Source organism: Brevibacterium pityocampae (genome assembly GCF_039541555.1).
Taxonomy (GTDB): Bacteria; Actinomycetota; Actinomycetes; order Actinomycetales; family Brevibacteriaceae; genus Brevibacterium; species Brevibacterium pityocampae.
Genome location: NZ_BAABGL010000008.1, coordinates 67881 through 83265, shown reverse-complemented (window position 1 = coordinate 83265; position 15385 = coordinate 67881). Strand labels below are relative to the sequence as shown.

General features: G+C 70.2%; 14 protein-coding genes and 1 pseudogene. 6 read left to right on the top strand and 9 right to left on the bottom strand.

The window, feature by feature from the left end; translation table 11 throughout:
* Positions 1 to 347: 347 nt before the first annotated feature.
* Positions 348 to 962: pseudogene (locus ABD883_RS08160) on the bottom strand (type I restriction-modification system subunit M); the annotation flags it as partial.
* 422 nt (positions 963 to 1384) lie between these two features.
* Positions 1385 to 4069 carry an aconitate hydratase AcnA gene (gene acnA, locus ABD883_RS08155; protein ID WP_345031312.1) on the bottom strand — a complete coding sequence of 895 codons (2685 nt, stop codon included), beginning with the start codon at positions 4067 to 4069 and terminating at the stop codon, positions 1385 to 1387.
* Positions 4070 to 4408: 339 nt separating this feature from the next.
* On the opposite strand from acnA, the gene ABD883_RS08150 reads away from it, so the two are divergent.
* Positions 4409 to 4624: a hypothetical protein gene (locus ABD883_RS08150; RefSeq protein ID WP_247618720.1), complete on the top strand. Its 216-nt coding sequence runs from the start codon at positions 4409 to 4411 to the stop codon at positions 4622 to 4624.
* Positions 4625 to 4746: 122 nt separating this feature from the next.
* Here ABD883_RS08150 and ABD883_RS08145 read toward each other — a convergent pair whose 3' ends face one another.
* Positions 4747 to 6048, bottom strand: a complete 1302-nt coding sequence (locus ABD883_RS08145; protein ID WP_345031309.1) for a class I SAM-dependent RNA methyltransferase — start codon at positions 6046 to 6048, stop codon at positions 4747 to 4749.
* Positions 6048 to 7973 (bottom strand): APC family permease, encoded by a 1926-nt coding sequence (locus ABD883_RS08140; protein ID WP_345031306.1) that lies wholly within the window; start codon positions 7971 to 7973, stop codon positions 6048 to 6050. Before ABD883_RS08140 ends, ABD883_RS08145 begins: the two co-directional genes overlap by 1 nt.
* A gap of 138 nt (positions 7974 to 8111) precedes the next feature.
* Between ABD883_RS08140 and ABD883_RS08135 the strand changes: the two genes are divergently transcribed.
* The gene (locus ABD883_RS08135) at positions 8112 to 8783 is read left to right on the top strand and encodes a potassium channel family protein (protein ID WP_137319923.1); all 672 of its coding nucleotides are present in this window, start codon (positions 8112 to 8114) and stop codon (positions 8781 to 8783) included.
* Positions 8780 to 9532: a potassium channel family protein gene (locus ABD883_RS08130; protein ID WP_137319924.1), complete on the top strand. Its 753-nt coding sequence runs from the start codon at positions 8780 to 8782 to the stop codon at positions 9530 to 9532. Before ABD883_RS08135 ends, ABD883_RS08130 begins: the two co-directional genes overlap by 4 nt.
* Here the strand turns inward: ABD883_RS08130 and ABD883_RS08125 are convergent.
* From ABD883_RS08125 to dut, 3 genes are all read right to left on the bottom strand, one after another.
* The gene (locus ABD883_RS08125; RefSeq protein ID WP_345031301.1) at positions 9518 to 9802 is read right to left on the bottom strand and encodes a single stranded DNA-binding domain-containing protein; all 285 of its coding nucleotides are present in this window, start codon (positions 9800 to 9802) and stop codon (positions 9518 to 9520) included. The two genes, ABD883_RS08130 and ABD883_RS08125, sit on opposite strands and share 15 nt — an antisense overlap.
* Positions 9803 to 9925: 123 nt before the next feature.
* Positions 9926 to 10780, bottom strand: coding sequence for a DUF3710 domain-containing protein (locus ABD883_RS08120; RefSeq protein ID WP_295687379.1), 855 nt, complete (start codon positions 10778 to 10780; stop codon positions 9926 to 9928).
* Positions 10781 to 10832: 52 nt separating this feature from the next.
* Positions 10833 to 11330 (bottom strand): dUTP diphosphatase, encoded by a 498-nt coding sequence (gene dut, locus ABD883_RS08115; protein ID WP_137319927.1) that lies wholly within the window; start codon positions 11328 to 11330, stop codon positions 10833 to 10835.
* A gap of 62 nt (positions 11331 to 11392) precedes the next feature.
* On the opposite strand from dut, the gene ABD883_RS08110 reads away from it, so the two are divergent.
* Positions 11393 to 11854 carry a DUF3093 domain-containing protein gene (locus ABD883_RS08110; RefSeq protein ID WP_345031295.1) on the top strand — a complete coding sequence of 154 codons (462 nt, stop codon included), beginning with the start codon at positions 11393 to 11395 and terminating at the stop codon, positions 11852 to 11854.
* Between the two features lie 138 nt (positions 11855 to 11992).
* Here ABD883_RS08110 and ABD883_RS08105 read toward each other — a convergent pair whose 3' ends face one another.
* Positions 11993 to 12292 (bottom strand): DUF4193 domain-containing protein, encoded by a 300-nt coding sequence (locus ABD883_RS08105; protein ID WP_137319929.1) that lies wholly within the window; start codon positions 12290 to 12292, stop codon positions 11993 to 11995.
* Between the two features lie 266 nt (positions 12293 to 12558).
* Between ABD883_RS08105 and ABD883_RS08100 the strand changes: the two genes are divergently transcribed.
* Complete coding sequence (locus ABD883_RS08100; RefSeq protein ID WP_137319930.1) at positions 12559 to 12789, top strand: hypothetical protein; 231 nt, start codon at positions 12559 to 12561, stop codon at positions 12787 to 12789.
* A 63-nt stretch (positions 12790 to 12852) separates the two neighbouring features.
* Here the strand turns inward: ABD883_RS08100 and ABD883_RS08095 are convergent, their stop codons facing one another.
* Positions 12853 to 13974, bottom strand: coding sequence for a ferrochelatase (locus ABD883_RS08095; RefSeq protein ID WP_137319931.1), 1122 nt, complete (start codon positions 13972 to 13974; stop codon positions 12853 to 12855).
* 185 nt (positions 13975 to 14159) lie between these two features.
* On the opposite strand from ABD883_RS08095, the gene sepH reads away from it, so the two are divergent.
* Complete coding sequence (sepH, locus tag ABD883_RS08090) at positions 14160 to 15326, top strand: septation protein SepH (protein WP_345031291.1); 1167 nt, start codon at positions 14160 to 14162, stop codon at positions 15324 to 15326.
* Positions 15327 to 15385: the final 59 nt, after the last annotated feature.

Here is a 15385-nt window from a genome sequence, read left to right as displayed (position 1 = left end):
ATCCCGTGGTCCTGGGTCAGGACACGGCAGATCGGTTCGATCCCCCAGCGGTGCTTGTTCTCGTCGACGAAGGCGACGATCACTCCTATGGGCAGTCGAACTCCGCCTTGACGAAAAACGCTGTCGCTGAGCGCAGGATCTCGTTCGAACGCCGCAGCTCGCGGTTCTCAGCCTCGAGCTGCNCCGCGCGATCGCACCAGAGCGGGTCGCCGGATCATGACGGGCCTCTACGGCCAACCGGGTCGCCCGGTCACGGAGTTCTTGGGGGTATTTCGACGGGGCCATCAGAGAATCGATGTCCTTTCAGGATGTTTGGCTTACCCTCAATCAAACCAAGGACGATTCATGTAGTACTCACCACCGGATTTACCGGCGTTGGCCGCGTACATCTGCATGAGGTACTCATAGGCGTCACCGAACAGGTCGATCGAGTTGTCCTCCCACCGACCCAGCGGCAGGTCACCGATCGCGTCGAGCAGCTTCACCAGCTTCTGATTCCGCTTGGCGACCGTCGAGCCCAGCTTCCTGCTGTTGACATCCAGGTCGTCGAACAGCCCCTTGATGTCGTCCTCGCTGTCGGTACCGAGTGCCGAACCTTCGATGTTCTTGAACACCCGCTCGAGTGTCTCGTTGAGGTTCTCGTCGCGAGCTGCGCGCTTGCGGACGTTCTGAAAGAGCTCGCTCGGGAGGACGAAGAAGCCCTTCTCTGCCACGACCTCGCGGAGTGCGAACTCCGCGTCACTGTCGGGTAGGAGCGCGTAATCGAACTCTACCTCACCAGCTTCGTGCTCACCCTTGTTGATGTAGGCGGTCAGGTTCTCGGAGCTGAACCGGTAGAAGAGCATGCCCAGCACGTAAGTCTTGAAGTCCCAGCCGTCGACGCTGCCCCGAAGGTCGTTGGCGATGCGCCAAATCGTCTTGTGCAGCTCTGCGCGCTGGGCCTCTTTGGTCGTGGGTGCCATGATGCAGTCATCTCCTCGGCGCTCGCGCGCTGTTCGTGCTGCTCGGTCGCTGGTCTCAGACTATCCGCGACCACTGACATTCAAACGCTCCGACACCGCTCGATCCGCACGTTCATGCGTCACGGCGGGAAGTCGGAGAGACTCCGGCGGTGCGCCGGTGGGCATGCTGAGCGGGCGTGTGACACCCACCTTCGCGTGCTCGCGACGCGTGCTTCGATGAACGCCACTTCCCTTGGTGGCCCAATTTCAGACTCCTGTCCTCTGTCTCACCCCTTCACGACGGGAGCGCCCCGCCGGGCCGGAGCCTGACGGGGCGTGAGCGCGGGACTCAAGTCCGTCTCCCGCACGCCCGTGAATCGACCGCGGGCCGGGAATCCCGCAGGATCCCCGGCCCGCGGCCGTCTGCGCCTCAGCGCATGCGATCAGCTCTCGACGAGCGAGCGCAGCACGTACTGCAGGATGCCGCCGTTGCGGTAGTAGTCGGCCTCACCCGGGGTGTCGATCCGGACCACCGCGTCGAACTCGACGGTCTGGCCGTCCTCCTTCTTCGCGGTGACCTTGACCGTCTTCGGGGTGGTGCCGTCGTTGAGCGCCGTAACCCCGGAGATGTCGAAGGTCTCGGTGCCGTCGAGGCCCAGGGTGTCGGCGGACTCGCCGGCGGGGAACTGCAGCGGCAGCACGCCCATGCCGATGAGGTTCGAGCGGTGGATCCGCTCGAAGCTCTGCGCGATGACCGCGGAGACGCCGAGCAGCTTGGTGCCCTTCGCCGCCCAGTCGCGCGAGGAGCCGGTGCCGTATTCCTTGCCGCCGAGCACGACGAGCGGGATGCCCTGCTCCTGGTAGTTCACCGAGGCGTCGTAGATCGTGGTCTGCGGACCGCCCTCCTGCGTGAAGTCACGGGTGAACCCGCCCTGCACGCCGTCGAGCAGCCGGTTCTGCAGCCGGATGTTGGCGAAGGTGCCGCGGATCATGACCTCGTGGTTGCCACGGCGCGAGCCGTAGGAGTTGAAGTCCTTGCGCTCCACACCGTGCTCCACCAGGTACTTGCCGGCCGGGGTGTCGGCCTTGAAGGAGCCCGCCGGGGAGATGTGGTCGGTGGTGACCGAGTCCCCGAGCAGCGCGAGCACGCGCGCCCCGGAGATGTCCTCGACCGGCGAGGTCTCCTTCGTCATCCCGTCGAAGTACGTGGGCTTGCGCACGTACGTCGAGTTCGGATCCCACTCGAAGGTGTTGCCCTCGGGCGTGTCGAGCTGCTGCCAGCGGGCGTCGCCCTCGAAGATCGTGCCGTACTCGGTGTCGAACATCTCGGTGTCGATCGAGGAGTCGATGACCGACTGGATCTCCTCCGGGCTCGGCCAGATGTCCTTGAGGTAGACGTCCGCGCCTTCGGAGTCCTGGCCCAGCGGCTGGTTCTCGAAGTCGAAGTCCATGGTGCCGGCCAGCGCGTAGGCGATGACGAGCGGCGGCGAGGCCAGGTAGTTCATCTTGACGTCCGGGCTGATGCGACCCTCGAAGTTGCGGTTGCCGGAGAGCACCGCGGTGACCGACAGGTCGTTCTCCTGGATCGCTTCGGAGATCTCGTCCTCGAGCGGGCCGGAGTTGCCGATGCACGTGGTGCAGCCGTAGCCGACGACGAAGAAGTTCAGCGCCTCGAGGTCGTCGATGAGGCCGGCCTTCGTGTAGTAGTCGGTGACGACCTTCGAGCCCGGGGCGATCGAGGTCTTGACCCACGGCTTCGAGTTGAGGCCCTTCTCCCGCGCGTTGCGCGCGAGCAGACCGGCGGCCATCATCACCGAGGGGTTCGAGGTGTTCGTGCACGAGGTGATCGAGGCGATCGCCACCGCACCGTTGGCCAGGTCGAAGCTGCGGCCGTCGGGCATCGACACCGCGGCCGACTTGGCCTCGTCGCCGGGACCCACGTAGTTGTGGATGTCCTTGGCGAACTGCGACTTGGCGTCGGTGAGCTCGATGCGGTCCTGCGGACGCTTGGGCCCGGAGATGGAGGGCACCACGGTGGACAGGTCGAGCTCGAGGTACTCCGAGTACGCGACCTCGGCGCTCGGATCGTGCCACAGGCCCTGCTCCTTGGCGTAGGCCTCGACGAGCGCGATCTGCTCCTCGGAGCGGCCGGTGAGCTTGAGGTACTCGACGGTGACGTCGTCGATCGGGAACATCGCGGCGGTCGAGCCGAACTCGGGGCTCATGTTGCCGATCGTCGCACGGTTGGCGAGCGGCACGGAGCCCACGCCCTGGCCGTAGAACTCGACGAACTTGCCCACCACGCCGTGCTGGCGGAGCATGTCGGTGATCGTGAGCACGACGTCGGTCGCGGTCACGCCCGAGGGGATCTCACCGGTGAGCTTGAAGCCGACGACACGCGGGATGAGCATCGAGACCGGCTGACCGAGCATCGCGGCCTCGGCCTCGATGCCGCCGACGCCCCAGCCGAGCACGCCGAGGCCGTTGACCATCGTCGTGTGCGAGTCGGTGCCGACGAGGGTGTCCGGGTAGGCGCGCGTGACGCCGCCGACCTCGCGGGCCATGACGACGCGGGCGAGGTACTCGATGTTGACCTGGTGGACGATGCCCATGCCCGGGGGCACGACCTTGAAGTCGTCGAACGCGGTCTGGCCCCAGCGGAGGAACTGGTAGCGCTCACCGTTGCGCTGGTACTCGATGTCCATGTTGCGCTCGATGGCGTCCTCGGACCCGAAGGCGTCGATCTGCACCGAGTGGTCGATGACGAGCTCGGCCGGAGCCAGCGGGTTGATCTTCGCCGGGTCGCCGCCGAGGTCCTTGACGGCCTCGCGCATCGTGGCGAGGTCGACGATGCACGGCACGCCGGTGAAGTCCTGCATGACGACGCGGGCGGGGGTGAACTGGATCTCGGTGTCGGGCTCCGCCTCGGGATCCCACTGGGCGAGCGCGGTGATGTGGTCTGCGGTGATGTTGGCACCGTCCTCGGTGCGCAGCAGGTTCTCCAGCAGCACCTTGAGGCTGAACGGCAGCTTCTCCGATCCTTCGACCGCCGAGAGACGGTAGATCTCATAGGACTTGCTGCCGACCTCCAGGGTGCCCTTCGACGTGAAACTGTCGACGTTGCTCATCGTGACTCCTTAAGTTCATTGGCACGCGATACCCGTTTCGCTCGGAAACCTGGCCGATGGGGCCTTTGCGCCGAATTAGGTGACACAAATGTTTCCGAAGATATCTTGACGTCAAGATAAATCGTATCGCATTCGGCCTTCGGTATCCACCGCCCCGGGGGTGTCCGGAAGCGGGTTCCCCCTCGTCCGGCGGGACCGCCTGGCCCTGTGCGATCGGTGGGAAAACCCCCGGGTGCGGAATCTTCCGGGGCGCGAGAATCGTTGTACGCAGTGAACACGCCGTCCCCGACCGGGCCGGCCGGCGCACCCCGCGCCCATGACCGACCACAGGAGGAACCCATGGATCCCATCACTCTCGGCGCCGGCTTCGGGTTCGGCGCGCTTCTGCTCGGCCTGCTCTTCGCGTGGATCTGCCGCAAGGTGGCCCGCGGCAAGAACCGCTCGACCTTCTGGTGGGGCATCTGGGGCTTCTTCTTCACCTGGGTCGCCCTCATCGTTGTCGCGGTGCTCGACTCCAAGGCCCCCGAGCATGGGTACGCCGTCTCCTACAGCTGAGGCTGCACCTCCCGGCCGGGCCCTGCCGCCGGGGCCGCGAGCACAGCGCCCCGTCCGAGCCTCTCGGGCGGGGCGCCGTCGTGTCCCGCGCCGCAGCGCTGCCCCTCGCGGGCCGCGCAGCGCTACCGCTCGAGGACGCTGACGAACTCCGTGTGGGCGGTGAGGGGGAACAGGTCGAAGCCCGCAGTGCGCACGAGCCGGAAGCCGCCGTCGACGAGCCCCCGGGCATCGCGCGCGAAGGTCGCTCCGTCGCACGACACGTAGACGATCCGCTCCGCCGGCGACTCGAGGAGCAGCCGCACGACCTCGGGGCCCACCCCGGCGCGCGGCGGGTCGAGCACCACGGTGTCGGCCTCCGGGAGTGCGGGCAGCTCCTCGACGCGGGCTGCGGCGAACTCCGCGGGCAGGCCCCGGGCGACCTCCCGGGCGCTCGCGATCGCCGCGGCCGACCCCTCGATCCCGGTGACCGGCACCGCGTGCGCCTCGGCCACGGCGACGGAGAACAGGCCCGCCCCGCAGTAGAGGTCGAGCACCTGCCGGGCGCCTGCGGTCTCCGCCACGACGCGTTCGGAGAGCACCGCCGCGGCGTCGACGTGCACCTGCCAGAACCCGTCCGCGGCGAGCTCGAACCCGCGGTCGATCCCGGCGACCCGCTGCCGCACCCGGCCGCTGCCGGACACGGTGCGCAGCTGCGTCCGACCGCGCCCGCCGCGGTTGCGCCCGGCACCCCGGCTGCGTACGAGGAGGCTCCACTCCCCCGGCGCCTCGGCGAGCGCGCGGCCCAGCGCATCCGTCGACTCCGGCGCCGGCCGGCCGTGGGCGACCACCGCTCCGCCACCGGTGCCGGCGGCGAGCTCGAGCCGGGAGATCCCCGGCAGCCTCAGCCGGTGCAGGCCGAGCGCAGCGAGCTCCGGAACGGCGAGCGGCAGCGTGTCGACCGGGAGGACGCGGCGCGAGCGTGCGGCGAGCATCCCGGGCCGGCCGGCCTCGTCGACGGCGAGCTGCACCCGGGTGCGCCAGTCGAGCCCGCTGCCTCCGGCGGCCTCCCGCGGTGCCGAGGAGATCTCCGGCACCCGGTCGAGGCGCCCGAGGCGCGTGAACTGGTCCGCGGCCGCCTGCTGCTTGAGCGCGCGCGAGTGCGCGAGCGCGACGTGGGCGAACTCGATGCCGCCCACCCCGGCCGCACCGAGCGCCGCCCGGCGGTCGGCCACCCGGTGCGGGGAGGCCTCGAGCACGGCCGTGACCTCGGCCCGCAGCAGCCGCGTGCGCTCCTCGGTGATGCGCACGCGCACCGTCTCCCCGGGGATCCCCCCGGTGACGAACACGACGCGACCGTCGTGCCGGGCGATCGACTCCCCGCCGGCGGCCTGCCCGGTGATCTCGAGGACGAGCTCGGCGGGCGCCTCGGTTCCGGTGTCGGTCATCAATGCAGCTCCCTGAATGATTCGGCGTCGACGTCCCCGGCCCGGCGCAGGAGCTGCTCCCGGGCCCGGGTGAAGGACCTGAGCCGCCACGGCACCGTCGCGACGACGACGTTCGGCACGAACAGCAGTCGCGACTTGAGCCGCAGCGAGGTCTGATTGTGGAGCACGTTCTCCCACCAGCGTCCCACGATGTACTGCGGGAGGTAGACGATGATGAGGTCCCGCGGCGAGCGCCGACGGAGCTCGGCGACGTGGTTCATCACCGGGCGGACGAGCTCGCGGTAGGGCGAGTCGAGGATGGTGAGCGGGACGGGCAGGTCCATCCGGTCCCAGCGGTCCTGGAGCGCCTCGGCGGCCTCCTCGTCGACGGCGACGGTGATCGCGTCGAGGAACGTCGGCCGGCTCGTCCGGGCGTACGCCAGCGCCCGGAGCATCGGCTTGTGGATGTCGGTGACGACGACGACCGCACGGGTGTTCGACGGCAGCGTGCGGGCGGAGACGTCGTCCTCGTCGGGGGCGAGCTCGGAGTCCACCCTCCGGTAGTGGCGGTGGATGAGACCCATGAGGACGTAGAGCACGGCGATCGCGGCGATCGCGATCCACGCCCCGCCGGTGAACTTCGTCACGAGCACGACGGTGAGGACGCCGGCGGTGAGGACGAGCCCGATGCCGTTGACGACGCGGTTGAGCTGCATGCGACGGCGCACCGGGGAGGACACCATGCGCCGGATCCGCACCGTCCAGTGCCGGATCATTCCGAGCTGTCCGAGCACGAACGCCGTGAACACGCCGACGAGGTAGAGCTCGATGAGATCCGGGACCGAGGCGCCGAACACGATGACGAGGACGGTCGCCGCTCCGGCGAGCAGGAGGATGCCGTTGGAGAACGTCAGCCGGTCGCCGCGGGTGGCGAGCTGGCGCGGCAGGAAGCCGTCGCGGGCGAGCCGGGAGGACAGGCCTGGGAAGCCCTCGGTCGAGGTGTTCGCGGCGACGAGGAGGACGAGTGCGGCGACCCCGGCGACGACGTAGAACATGAAGGGGAAGCCGGAGAACACCGCCTGTGCGAGCTGGCCGAGGACGGGATCCTGCTCGAAGTCAGCGGCGATCGGCCGGCCGGCCTCGGCGACGAGCTGCTCCGTCGGGGCGGCGACGTACTTGATGCCGATCCTCGCCGACAGCCAGGTCAGCCCGATGAGCATGCAGGCCGAGAGCGCACCGGTGATGAGCAGGGTGATCCCGGCGTTGCGCCCGCGCGGGGACCGGAACCCGGGCACCGCGGTCGCGACGGTCTGCACACCGGCGAGCGCGACCGAGCCCGAGGAGAACGCCCGCAGCACGATGAACACCGCCGTGAGCCCCATGAGGGCGGTGTCCTCCTCGTCGACCGGCAGCACCGCGTATCCGCTCGTCGCGGCGACCGGGGTGTCGCCGGTGGCCACCCGGTAGGTGCCGACGGCGACGGTGGTGAGCACCGCGAGGACGAACAGGTAGGTGGGGACGGCGAGCATGCGGCGGATGCTCGCGCTGCCGCGCAGCCCGGCGAGGGTGACGACGAGGATGCCCGCGACGGCGATCGCCACCTTGTACGGCTTGACCTCGGGGATCATCGCACCGATGTACCCGGCGAACACCGTCATCGACACTGCGAGCGTGAGGACGAAGTCGACGAGCAGTGAGGCGGCGACGACGAGGCCCGCCCGGGTGCCGAGGTTGGTCCTCGCCACCGCGTAGTCCCCGCCGCCGGACGGGTAGGCCTGGAGGTTGAGCCGGTAGCACGCCACGATGACGAGGATGACGATCCCGACGGCGAGGCCGATCCACGGCGACACGGTGAGGGCGACGAGTCCCGAGAGGGACAGCGCGAGGAGGATCTCATCCGGGGCATAGGCCACCGAGGAGATCATGTCGGAGGCGAACACCGGCATGGCGAGTCGCCTCGGCAGCGCTTCCCGGCGGAAGTGATCACTGCGGAAGGGCCGTCCGACGAGTAGTCTTTTGACGGCATCGGAGAAACTGCGTGCCACGAGCACCAATGGTAGGGCACGAAGGAAGGGGACCGGCGGATGCACTTCGTCATCATGGGCTGCGGGCGGGTCGGGGCCTCCCTCGCCACCGCGCTCGACGCGGCCGGGCACACCGTCGCGGTCGTCGACCAGGACCCCGAGGCGTTCCGCGCGCTCGGCCCCGACTTCTCCGGGGACACCGTCACCGGCATCGGGTTCGACCGCGACGCCCTCGCCCGGGCCCGCACCGGGGAGGCCTATGCGTTCGCCGCGGTGTCCTCGGGCGACAACTCGAACATCCTCGCCGCCCGGGTCGCCCGCGAGACCTTCGGCGTGACGAACGTCGCCGCCCGGATCTACGACCCCCGGCGCGCGCAGATCTTCGAGCGGCTGGGCATCCCGACGGTGGCGACGGTGCGGTGGACCGCCGACCAGATGATGCGCCGGCTGATCCCGCAGGGAGCGGTCACCGAGTACCGGGAGGCCTCCGGTCGGCTCGTGCTCGCCGAGGTGCACCTCCACCCCGATTGGATCGCCCGGCCGGTGTCGGACATCGAGGCCGCGGTCCCGGCCCGGGTCGCCTACATCACCCGCAACGGCGAGGGTGTCCTCGCCCCACCGTCCATGCTCGTCCAGGACGGCGACCTCGCGCACCTCATGTGTGCCCGGGACGACCTCGATGCGATCATCCGCACGCTCGACCAGCCGCTGACCCAGGAGGACGTGGAATGAAGGTCGTCATCGCCGGAGCCGGCTCCGTGGGCCGCTCGGTCGCCCGCGAGCTGCTCGGCCGCGATCACGAGGTCGTCCTCATCGACCGCAGCTCCGCGGCGGTCCGCCGCGACCGCGTGCCCGGCGCGAGCTGGGTGCTCGCCGACGCCTGCGAGCTCGGCGGCCTCAACGAGGCCGGGCTCGGGCGCGCCGATGTCGTCGTCGCCGCCACCGGTGACGACAAGACCAACCTCGTGCTCAGCCTGCTCGCCAAGACGGAGTTCAGCGTGCCGCGCACCGTGGCACGGGTGAACAACGCGCGCAACGAATGGCTGTTCGACGACAACTGGGGCGTGGACGTCGCGGTGTCGACGCCGCGGCTCATGACCTCGCTCGTCGAGGAGGCCGTCGAGGTCGGCGGGCTCATCCACCTGCTCGACCTGGGGCGCGGGCAGGCCTCGCTCATGGAGTTCACCGTCGGCGAGAAGGCCGAGGTGAGCGGCAGGCGGGTCGGTTCGGTGTCGTGGCCCGCCGACACGGTGCTCGCCGCGATCCTCCGCAACGCCAAGGTCATCGCACCGAGCGCCGACGACGTCATCGAGGCCGGCGACGAGATGTTCTTCATCGTCGCACCTGACCGGGTCGAGGGGCTGCGGGAGCTCCTCGGCGCCGCCGCGCGCACACCCGTGTCCGGACAGCGGGATGCCGGATCGCCTGCGGAGTCCGGCGTCGCACCGCCGGCAGATCCGGGTCCGTCAGTCGGCGGCTGAGGCGATGAGCCGGTAGCCGGGGTTGACGGTGCGCACCTCGCCCTGCTGCCGGCAGAACCGCCCGTCGAGCACGATCGCCCGACCGGCGGCCACCCCGGGGATCTCCCGACGGCCGAGGAACCGGGCTGCGGCCGACCCCGTGCCGTCGCTGATGACGATGTCGAGGCGCGGCGCCTCGTGGGGCAACGAACGGGTCACCGCGACGACGACGCCGGCCACCCGGGTCTCGGCGCGCAGCTCGAGCTCGCACAGCGGGGTCGCGCCGGGCACCGCGCTGGCGGCGTGGATGTCCGCGTCCGCCTCGGCGTCCTTGTCCGCGCTCGTCCCCCAGCGTTCGAGCAGGCGGGTGAGCGCGTTCAGTGGGTGTCTCCGTCCATGAGTGCGGGCACCAGGTCAGCGGACCTCGGTGATCTCCGGGCCGCGCTCGAAGGGATCGATGTCGTCCCTGACCGCGGATTCGGGTGCGGCGGGCGCCTTGACCGCGGTCGGCTGGGACAGCACGAGCAGGTCGCGCGGCGGCATCGCCTCGGTGCCGCGGTGCACCACGGTGCCGCGGAAGATCTGCACGAGCTCGGCACGGACGTCCTCGTCGGTGATGGCCTTGCCGGTGAACACTGCGCGCACGAACCAGCGGGGGCCGTCGACGCCGGCGAAGCGGGCGACCCGGGCGGCGGCCTTCCCGTCCTTGGTGCGGACGGGGATGCGGGTGAGCAGCTCGGTGCCGAGCGCGGTGTAGAGCTCGTCGACCGCACCGCCCTTCTGCACGACGTTGTCGCGGATCTGGGTGCGCACGGACTTCCACAGCCCCTCCGAACGGGGGGCTGCGAAGGCCTGGAGCTGCACGGCCCCGCCCTGGTGGACGAGGGTGACGGCGAGGATGCGGTTGGTGCCCTCCTCGGCGTCGAGCCGGACCTGCATGCCGTCGCGCACCGGGATCTGCAGGGCGCCGAGGTCGATCCTGTTCTCCTCCCCGAACTCCTCTTCGGAGTCCCAGGGGCCGTTGTCGACCCGGTCGAGCGGGGCGGCCTTCGCGAGGTCCTCCTCGTCCTCCTCGGCGGGGTCGTCGAGGGAGCCGTCGTCGGCATCCTCGTCGGTGAGGTCAGACGGCTCGCGCGCGTCGTCGTCGGCCCCGGCGTCGTCCGAGGCGTCGAGCCCGGTGTCCTCGTCGCGCTCGGCGTCGAGGTCGTCGCGCTCCTCGACCTCGTCGGTCGCCGGTGCGGACTTGCGGAAGCGGTCGAAGAGTCCCATGCTGTCCTTCCTTCGGGCTGTGAACTTCACATGATAGTGCGGTGCGTGCGGGTCAGGCGGGGTTCGCCTGCGGGCCGGTGGGCGCGGGGCCGACGGATGCCGCGAAGCCGCCGGTGGAGCCGAAACCGCCTTCCCCGCGGGCGGAGCCCTCGAGGGTGTCGGTGGGAACGAAGTCCGCGTGCACGACGCGCTGCACGACGAGCTGGGCGATCCGGTCCCCGCGGGAGAGCTCGATCGGCGTGCGGGGGTCGAGATTGATGAGGGGGACCTTGATCTCCCCGCGGTAGCCGGCGTCGATGGTGCCCGGCGCGTTGACGATCGACAGGCCGGTGCGGACTGCCAGACCGGAGCGCGGGTGGACGAACGCGGCGAATCCCTCGGGCAGGGCGATGGCGATGCCGGTGGGCACGAGTGCCCGCTCGAAGGGGGCGAGCGTGACGTCCTCCCGGGCGCAGAGGTCCGCGCCGGCGTCGGAGGGGTGCTCGTAGGCGGGCACCGGGAGCGCGGGGTCGAGGCGCCGCAGTGCGATGGTCTGCTGTTCGATGGTCACAGTGCCGCACTCTATCGGTGCGACGGGTGCTCGCCCAAGCCCGGTGTGGGAGAATCGGGGGCATGAGCTTCTCCTCCGGATCGGACACCGTCGTGCACTATTCCGAGCGCCTGTGGCCGCCGGTCACGTGGTGGGTGGTGACCGTGCTGCTGTCGGCGATGACCTCGTTGATGGTGTACCCGGTGTGGGAGCTCGGCGCGTTCATCGTGCCCGTGGTGGTCCTCGTGCTCGCCGCCCTGTGGCTGCGTTCGCTGTCGGCTCCGATCGTCGTCAGCGACGCGGGGTTCCGGGCCGGTCCGGCGCACATCGAGCGGCGATTCATCGCCGAGGCGACCCCTTTCGACGAGCGCGGCTCGTTCGCCGCCCGCGGGGTGCACCTCGATGCGCGCGCCTTCCTCATGACCCGCCCGTGGGTGAAGACCGTGGTGCGGGTCGCCCTCGACGACCCGGCGGACCCGACGCCGTACTGGCTGGTCTCGACCAAGCACCCGCACGAGCTCGCCGCCGCCCTCAACCGGGGCTGAGCGCCGCCGGCCGCCGCAGGCGGGAGCGGACGGTCCCCTGCCCCGGGTCCGCCGTCGCGCCGCCGACCGCCGCAGCACGGATGAGGCCGCCTCCCGACAGGGAGACGGCCTTCATGCAGGTGCGGTGGGAGCGGAGGCTCAGCCGGCGCAGTCGGTGCAGATCGGCATGCCGCCGTCCTCGCTCGCCATCTGCGAGCGGTGGCGGACGAGGAAGCACTCCATGCAGGTGAATTCGTCGTTCTGCTTGGGCAGCACGCGCACGGAGAGCTCTTCGTTCGACAGATCGGCGCCGGGGAGTTCGAACCCTTCCGCCGCGACAGCCTCATCCTCATCGACCTGGCTCGCCTGCTGCTGCGTCCGCTGGGCCTTGAGCTCCTCGATGGAATCGTTGCTGAGGTCCTCGTCCTGCTTACGAGGGGCGTCGTAGTCTGTCGCCATGTGGACTGATCACTCTCCGCGAATGGGTGATGGGTGGAAGCGCGTCTCGCGTGCCGCCGGGGTGCGATGTCTCAAGCATTTTGCACTGTGACCTGCGATTTGGCAAGGCAGGTTTGCCCCGAAGTGTGCAGTCTCACTCCCCGGCGGTGAGCCGCCGCTCGCCGCGGCCTGACAGGGACTCTCCTGATCTGGAAGAATGGCGGTGAATCGACCTGCTGTCCGCGGGACCCAGCCGCCACGGACCGCACGCTGCGGAAGGATGATCCATGAGCGAATTCGAGGCCGAGCTCCACCGACACGTGTCCGCATTGCGGAAGCTCATCGCGAGTGCCCGCACCGAGGGCAACGACCTCGCCGTCGATTCGCTCGTCGGGGAGCTCGAAGGGCTCATCGGCCTGGCCGAGCGCAACGACGTCGACACCGCGCAGCTGCAGCAGGTGCTGGCCGCGGAGACCGGCGCCATCCCGATCGTCGCGCCGGCCGACGAACCGAGCTGAGCCGACACCGCGGCGAGGTCCGGCCGGGGGCAGGTGCCGCACCGGCCGGATCAGAGCGCGGGATCAGCCCACGGGCTCCCACTGCGGCAGCACCGGCTTGTCGAGCTTCCCACGGCAGCATTCGATCGAGCAGGCGCCGCTGCCGGGCCCGAGCGCTCCCTGCGGAGTCACAGCCGGCGTCTCGACGTCCTCCCCACGACGCTGTGCGGCGCGCTCGAGCGCGAGGTCGACGAGCCCGGACACGAACTCCTCCTTGAGACCCACCGTCGCGGCCCGCACGTAGGCGAGCCCGAGCTCGGCGGCGGTCTCCGCGGCCTCGGTGTCGAGGTCGTACTTGACCTCCATGTGATCGGACACGAATCCGATCGGCACCGCGATGACGCCCTCGATGCCCTCCTCCTTGAGCTCGGCCATCCGGTCGTTGACGTCGGGCTCGAGCCACGGGATGTGAGGAGCCCCCGACCGGGAGCAGTAGACGAGCTCGGACGCGAGCGGCAGCTCCGCGCCGAGCTCACCGGCGATCCACTCGATGAGCTCCTCGTGCTGGGCCCGGTAACCGCGCGTCATCACCGCCGAGGCGTCCTGCATGGTGTCGGGGATCGAGTGGGTGACATAGAGGACCCGGTGTCGGGCCGGGTCGAGCTCCCCCACCTGCGCGGTGAGGTCGGCGATCCCGCGGCGCACGCACGCGAGCTCGGCCGCGGCGAACCCGGGGTGGTTGTAGTACTGCCGGATCTTGTCGAACTCGACGGCGATGCCCTCCTCTGCGAGCGCCGTCGTCGTCTGCGCGAAGTCCTCCCGGTACTGCCGGCAGGAGGAGTAGCTCGAGTAGGCGGAGGTGTCGATCGCGAGGAAGCGGGTGAAGCCGTGCTCCCGATGCTGATCACGCACCACATCGGTGAGGTAGGGGTCCCAGTTCCGGTTGCCCCACACCACCGGGGTGTCGATCCCGCGGGTGGCGAGCTCCGCCTGCAGTGCGGCGAGGAGGGCCCGGTTCTGGTCGTTGATCGGCGACTTCCCGCCGAACCCGTAGTAGTGCTCACCGACCTCGACGAGCCGCTCGTCCGGGATCCCGCGGCCGCGGGTGACGTTCTGGAGGAACGGGAGCACCTCCTCCTCGGACTCGGGTCCGCCGAAGGACATGAGGACAAGGGCATCGAAGGGCGCGAGGCTGGAAGTAGTCACGCGCCCCAGTCTAGCGTTCCCCCGCTCCCACTCCTCGCCGATCACCCTGCTGAGAGTCCCGGTCTCGGAGGATGGGCAGGCGCGCACGCCGACGTCCCTTCTCGCGACTCGCCCGAGCGCTTCCCGCACCGGGTGCGGACTTCGTGAAACGATCGGCACACAGTCATGACTGGAGGTTGACGCATATGACGGAGCTGACGCTGCGCGGAGTGCACGACGACGAGGAGCACCTCGTGCTGTCGGACGGTGCCGGCCACCACTACCTGCTCCCGATCGACGAGAGCCTGTACGCCGCCGTGCGCCGCGACCGCAATCGTCTGGCCCGGATCCGCGCCGCCGGCGAGCCCGTGCGGCCCCGCGAGATCCAGGCGATGATCCGGTCGGGCATGACGACCGAGGAGGTCGTCGAGGCGACCGGCGCGACCGCGGACCACGTCCGCGTGTACGAGGGCCCCGTGCTCGCCGAGCGGCGACACATCGCCGACCGTGCCGGGCAGTGCCTCGTCTACCCCGAGAACAACCCCGACGGCACCCCGAAGCGGCTCCTCGCACTGTGCCGCGAGCGGCTGCAGATGCGTGATGTCGACCTCGGGTCGATGCGCTGGGACGCCTGGAAGCAGACCTCGGGCACCTGGTACGTCGAGCTGAGCTTCGTCGCAGCGGACAAGGAGCGCTCGGCCGGCTGGGAGTACGCCCGCGGCTCGATCTCGCCGCTCGACGACGAGGCCCGCTGGCTCTCCGACGCCGGTCCGAGCGATTCCGGCCCGATCCCGAACTTCGGCAGCGGCTCCGAGCGGGTCTTCAACATCGAGGCCGAGGACGGCAGCACCCGGATCCATGAGGATTCCCCGCGCGGCAGCCACATGGCCGAGACCGGACGGATCCTTGAGAGCCTGCGACGCCGTCGCGGCCGCCAGTCGGCCGCCGCCGCGGAGCCCGACGGCCTCGGCGACCTCGCCCGCGCACCGCGCGACACCCCGCCGCCGGGCTCGCGCCGGTCCCTGCGCGCCGTCTCCGACGAGCCCGCCCGTCACCCCGACGGCGCCCACACGGCGCTCAGCGCCCCCGAGGAGGCCGACGACGCCGGGATCTTCCCGATCCCGGCCGATGAGCCCGCAGGGCACTCCAGGGCGCCGCAGGACGACGTCTCCGCCGACCCGCACCGGGAGGAGCCGGGCCCCGGATCACCGGCCGAGGACCATCCCTCGCTGCTCGACGAACCGGGCGTGTCGGACCATCATCACGAAACCCAGCCGATCCCGCGGCCCGGCGAAGCCGAGGCCCCGCGGAAGAAGGGCCGGTCCTCCGTCCCCCGCTGGGACGAGATCATGTTCGGCTCCAAGCGCGACTGACGCACACCCGGACAAGTCACCGGTCCGGGCAGCGACCTGTCCGGACGATCGCTGATCCG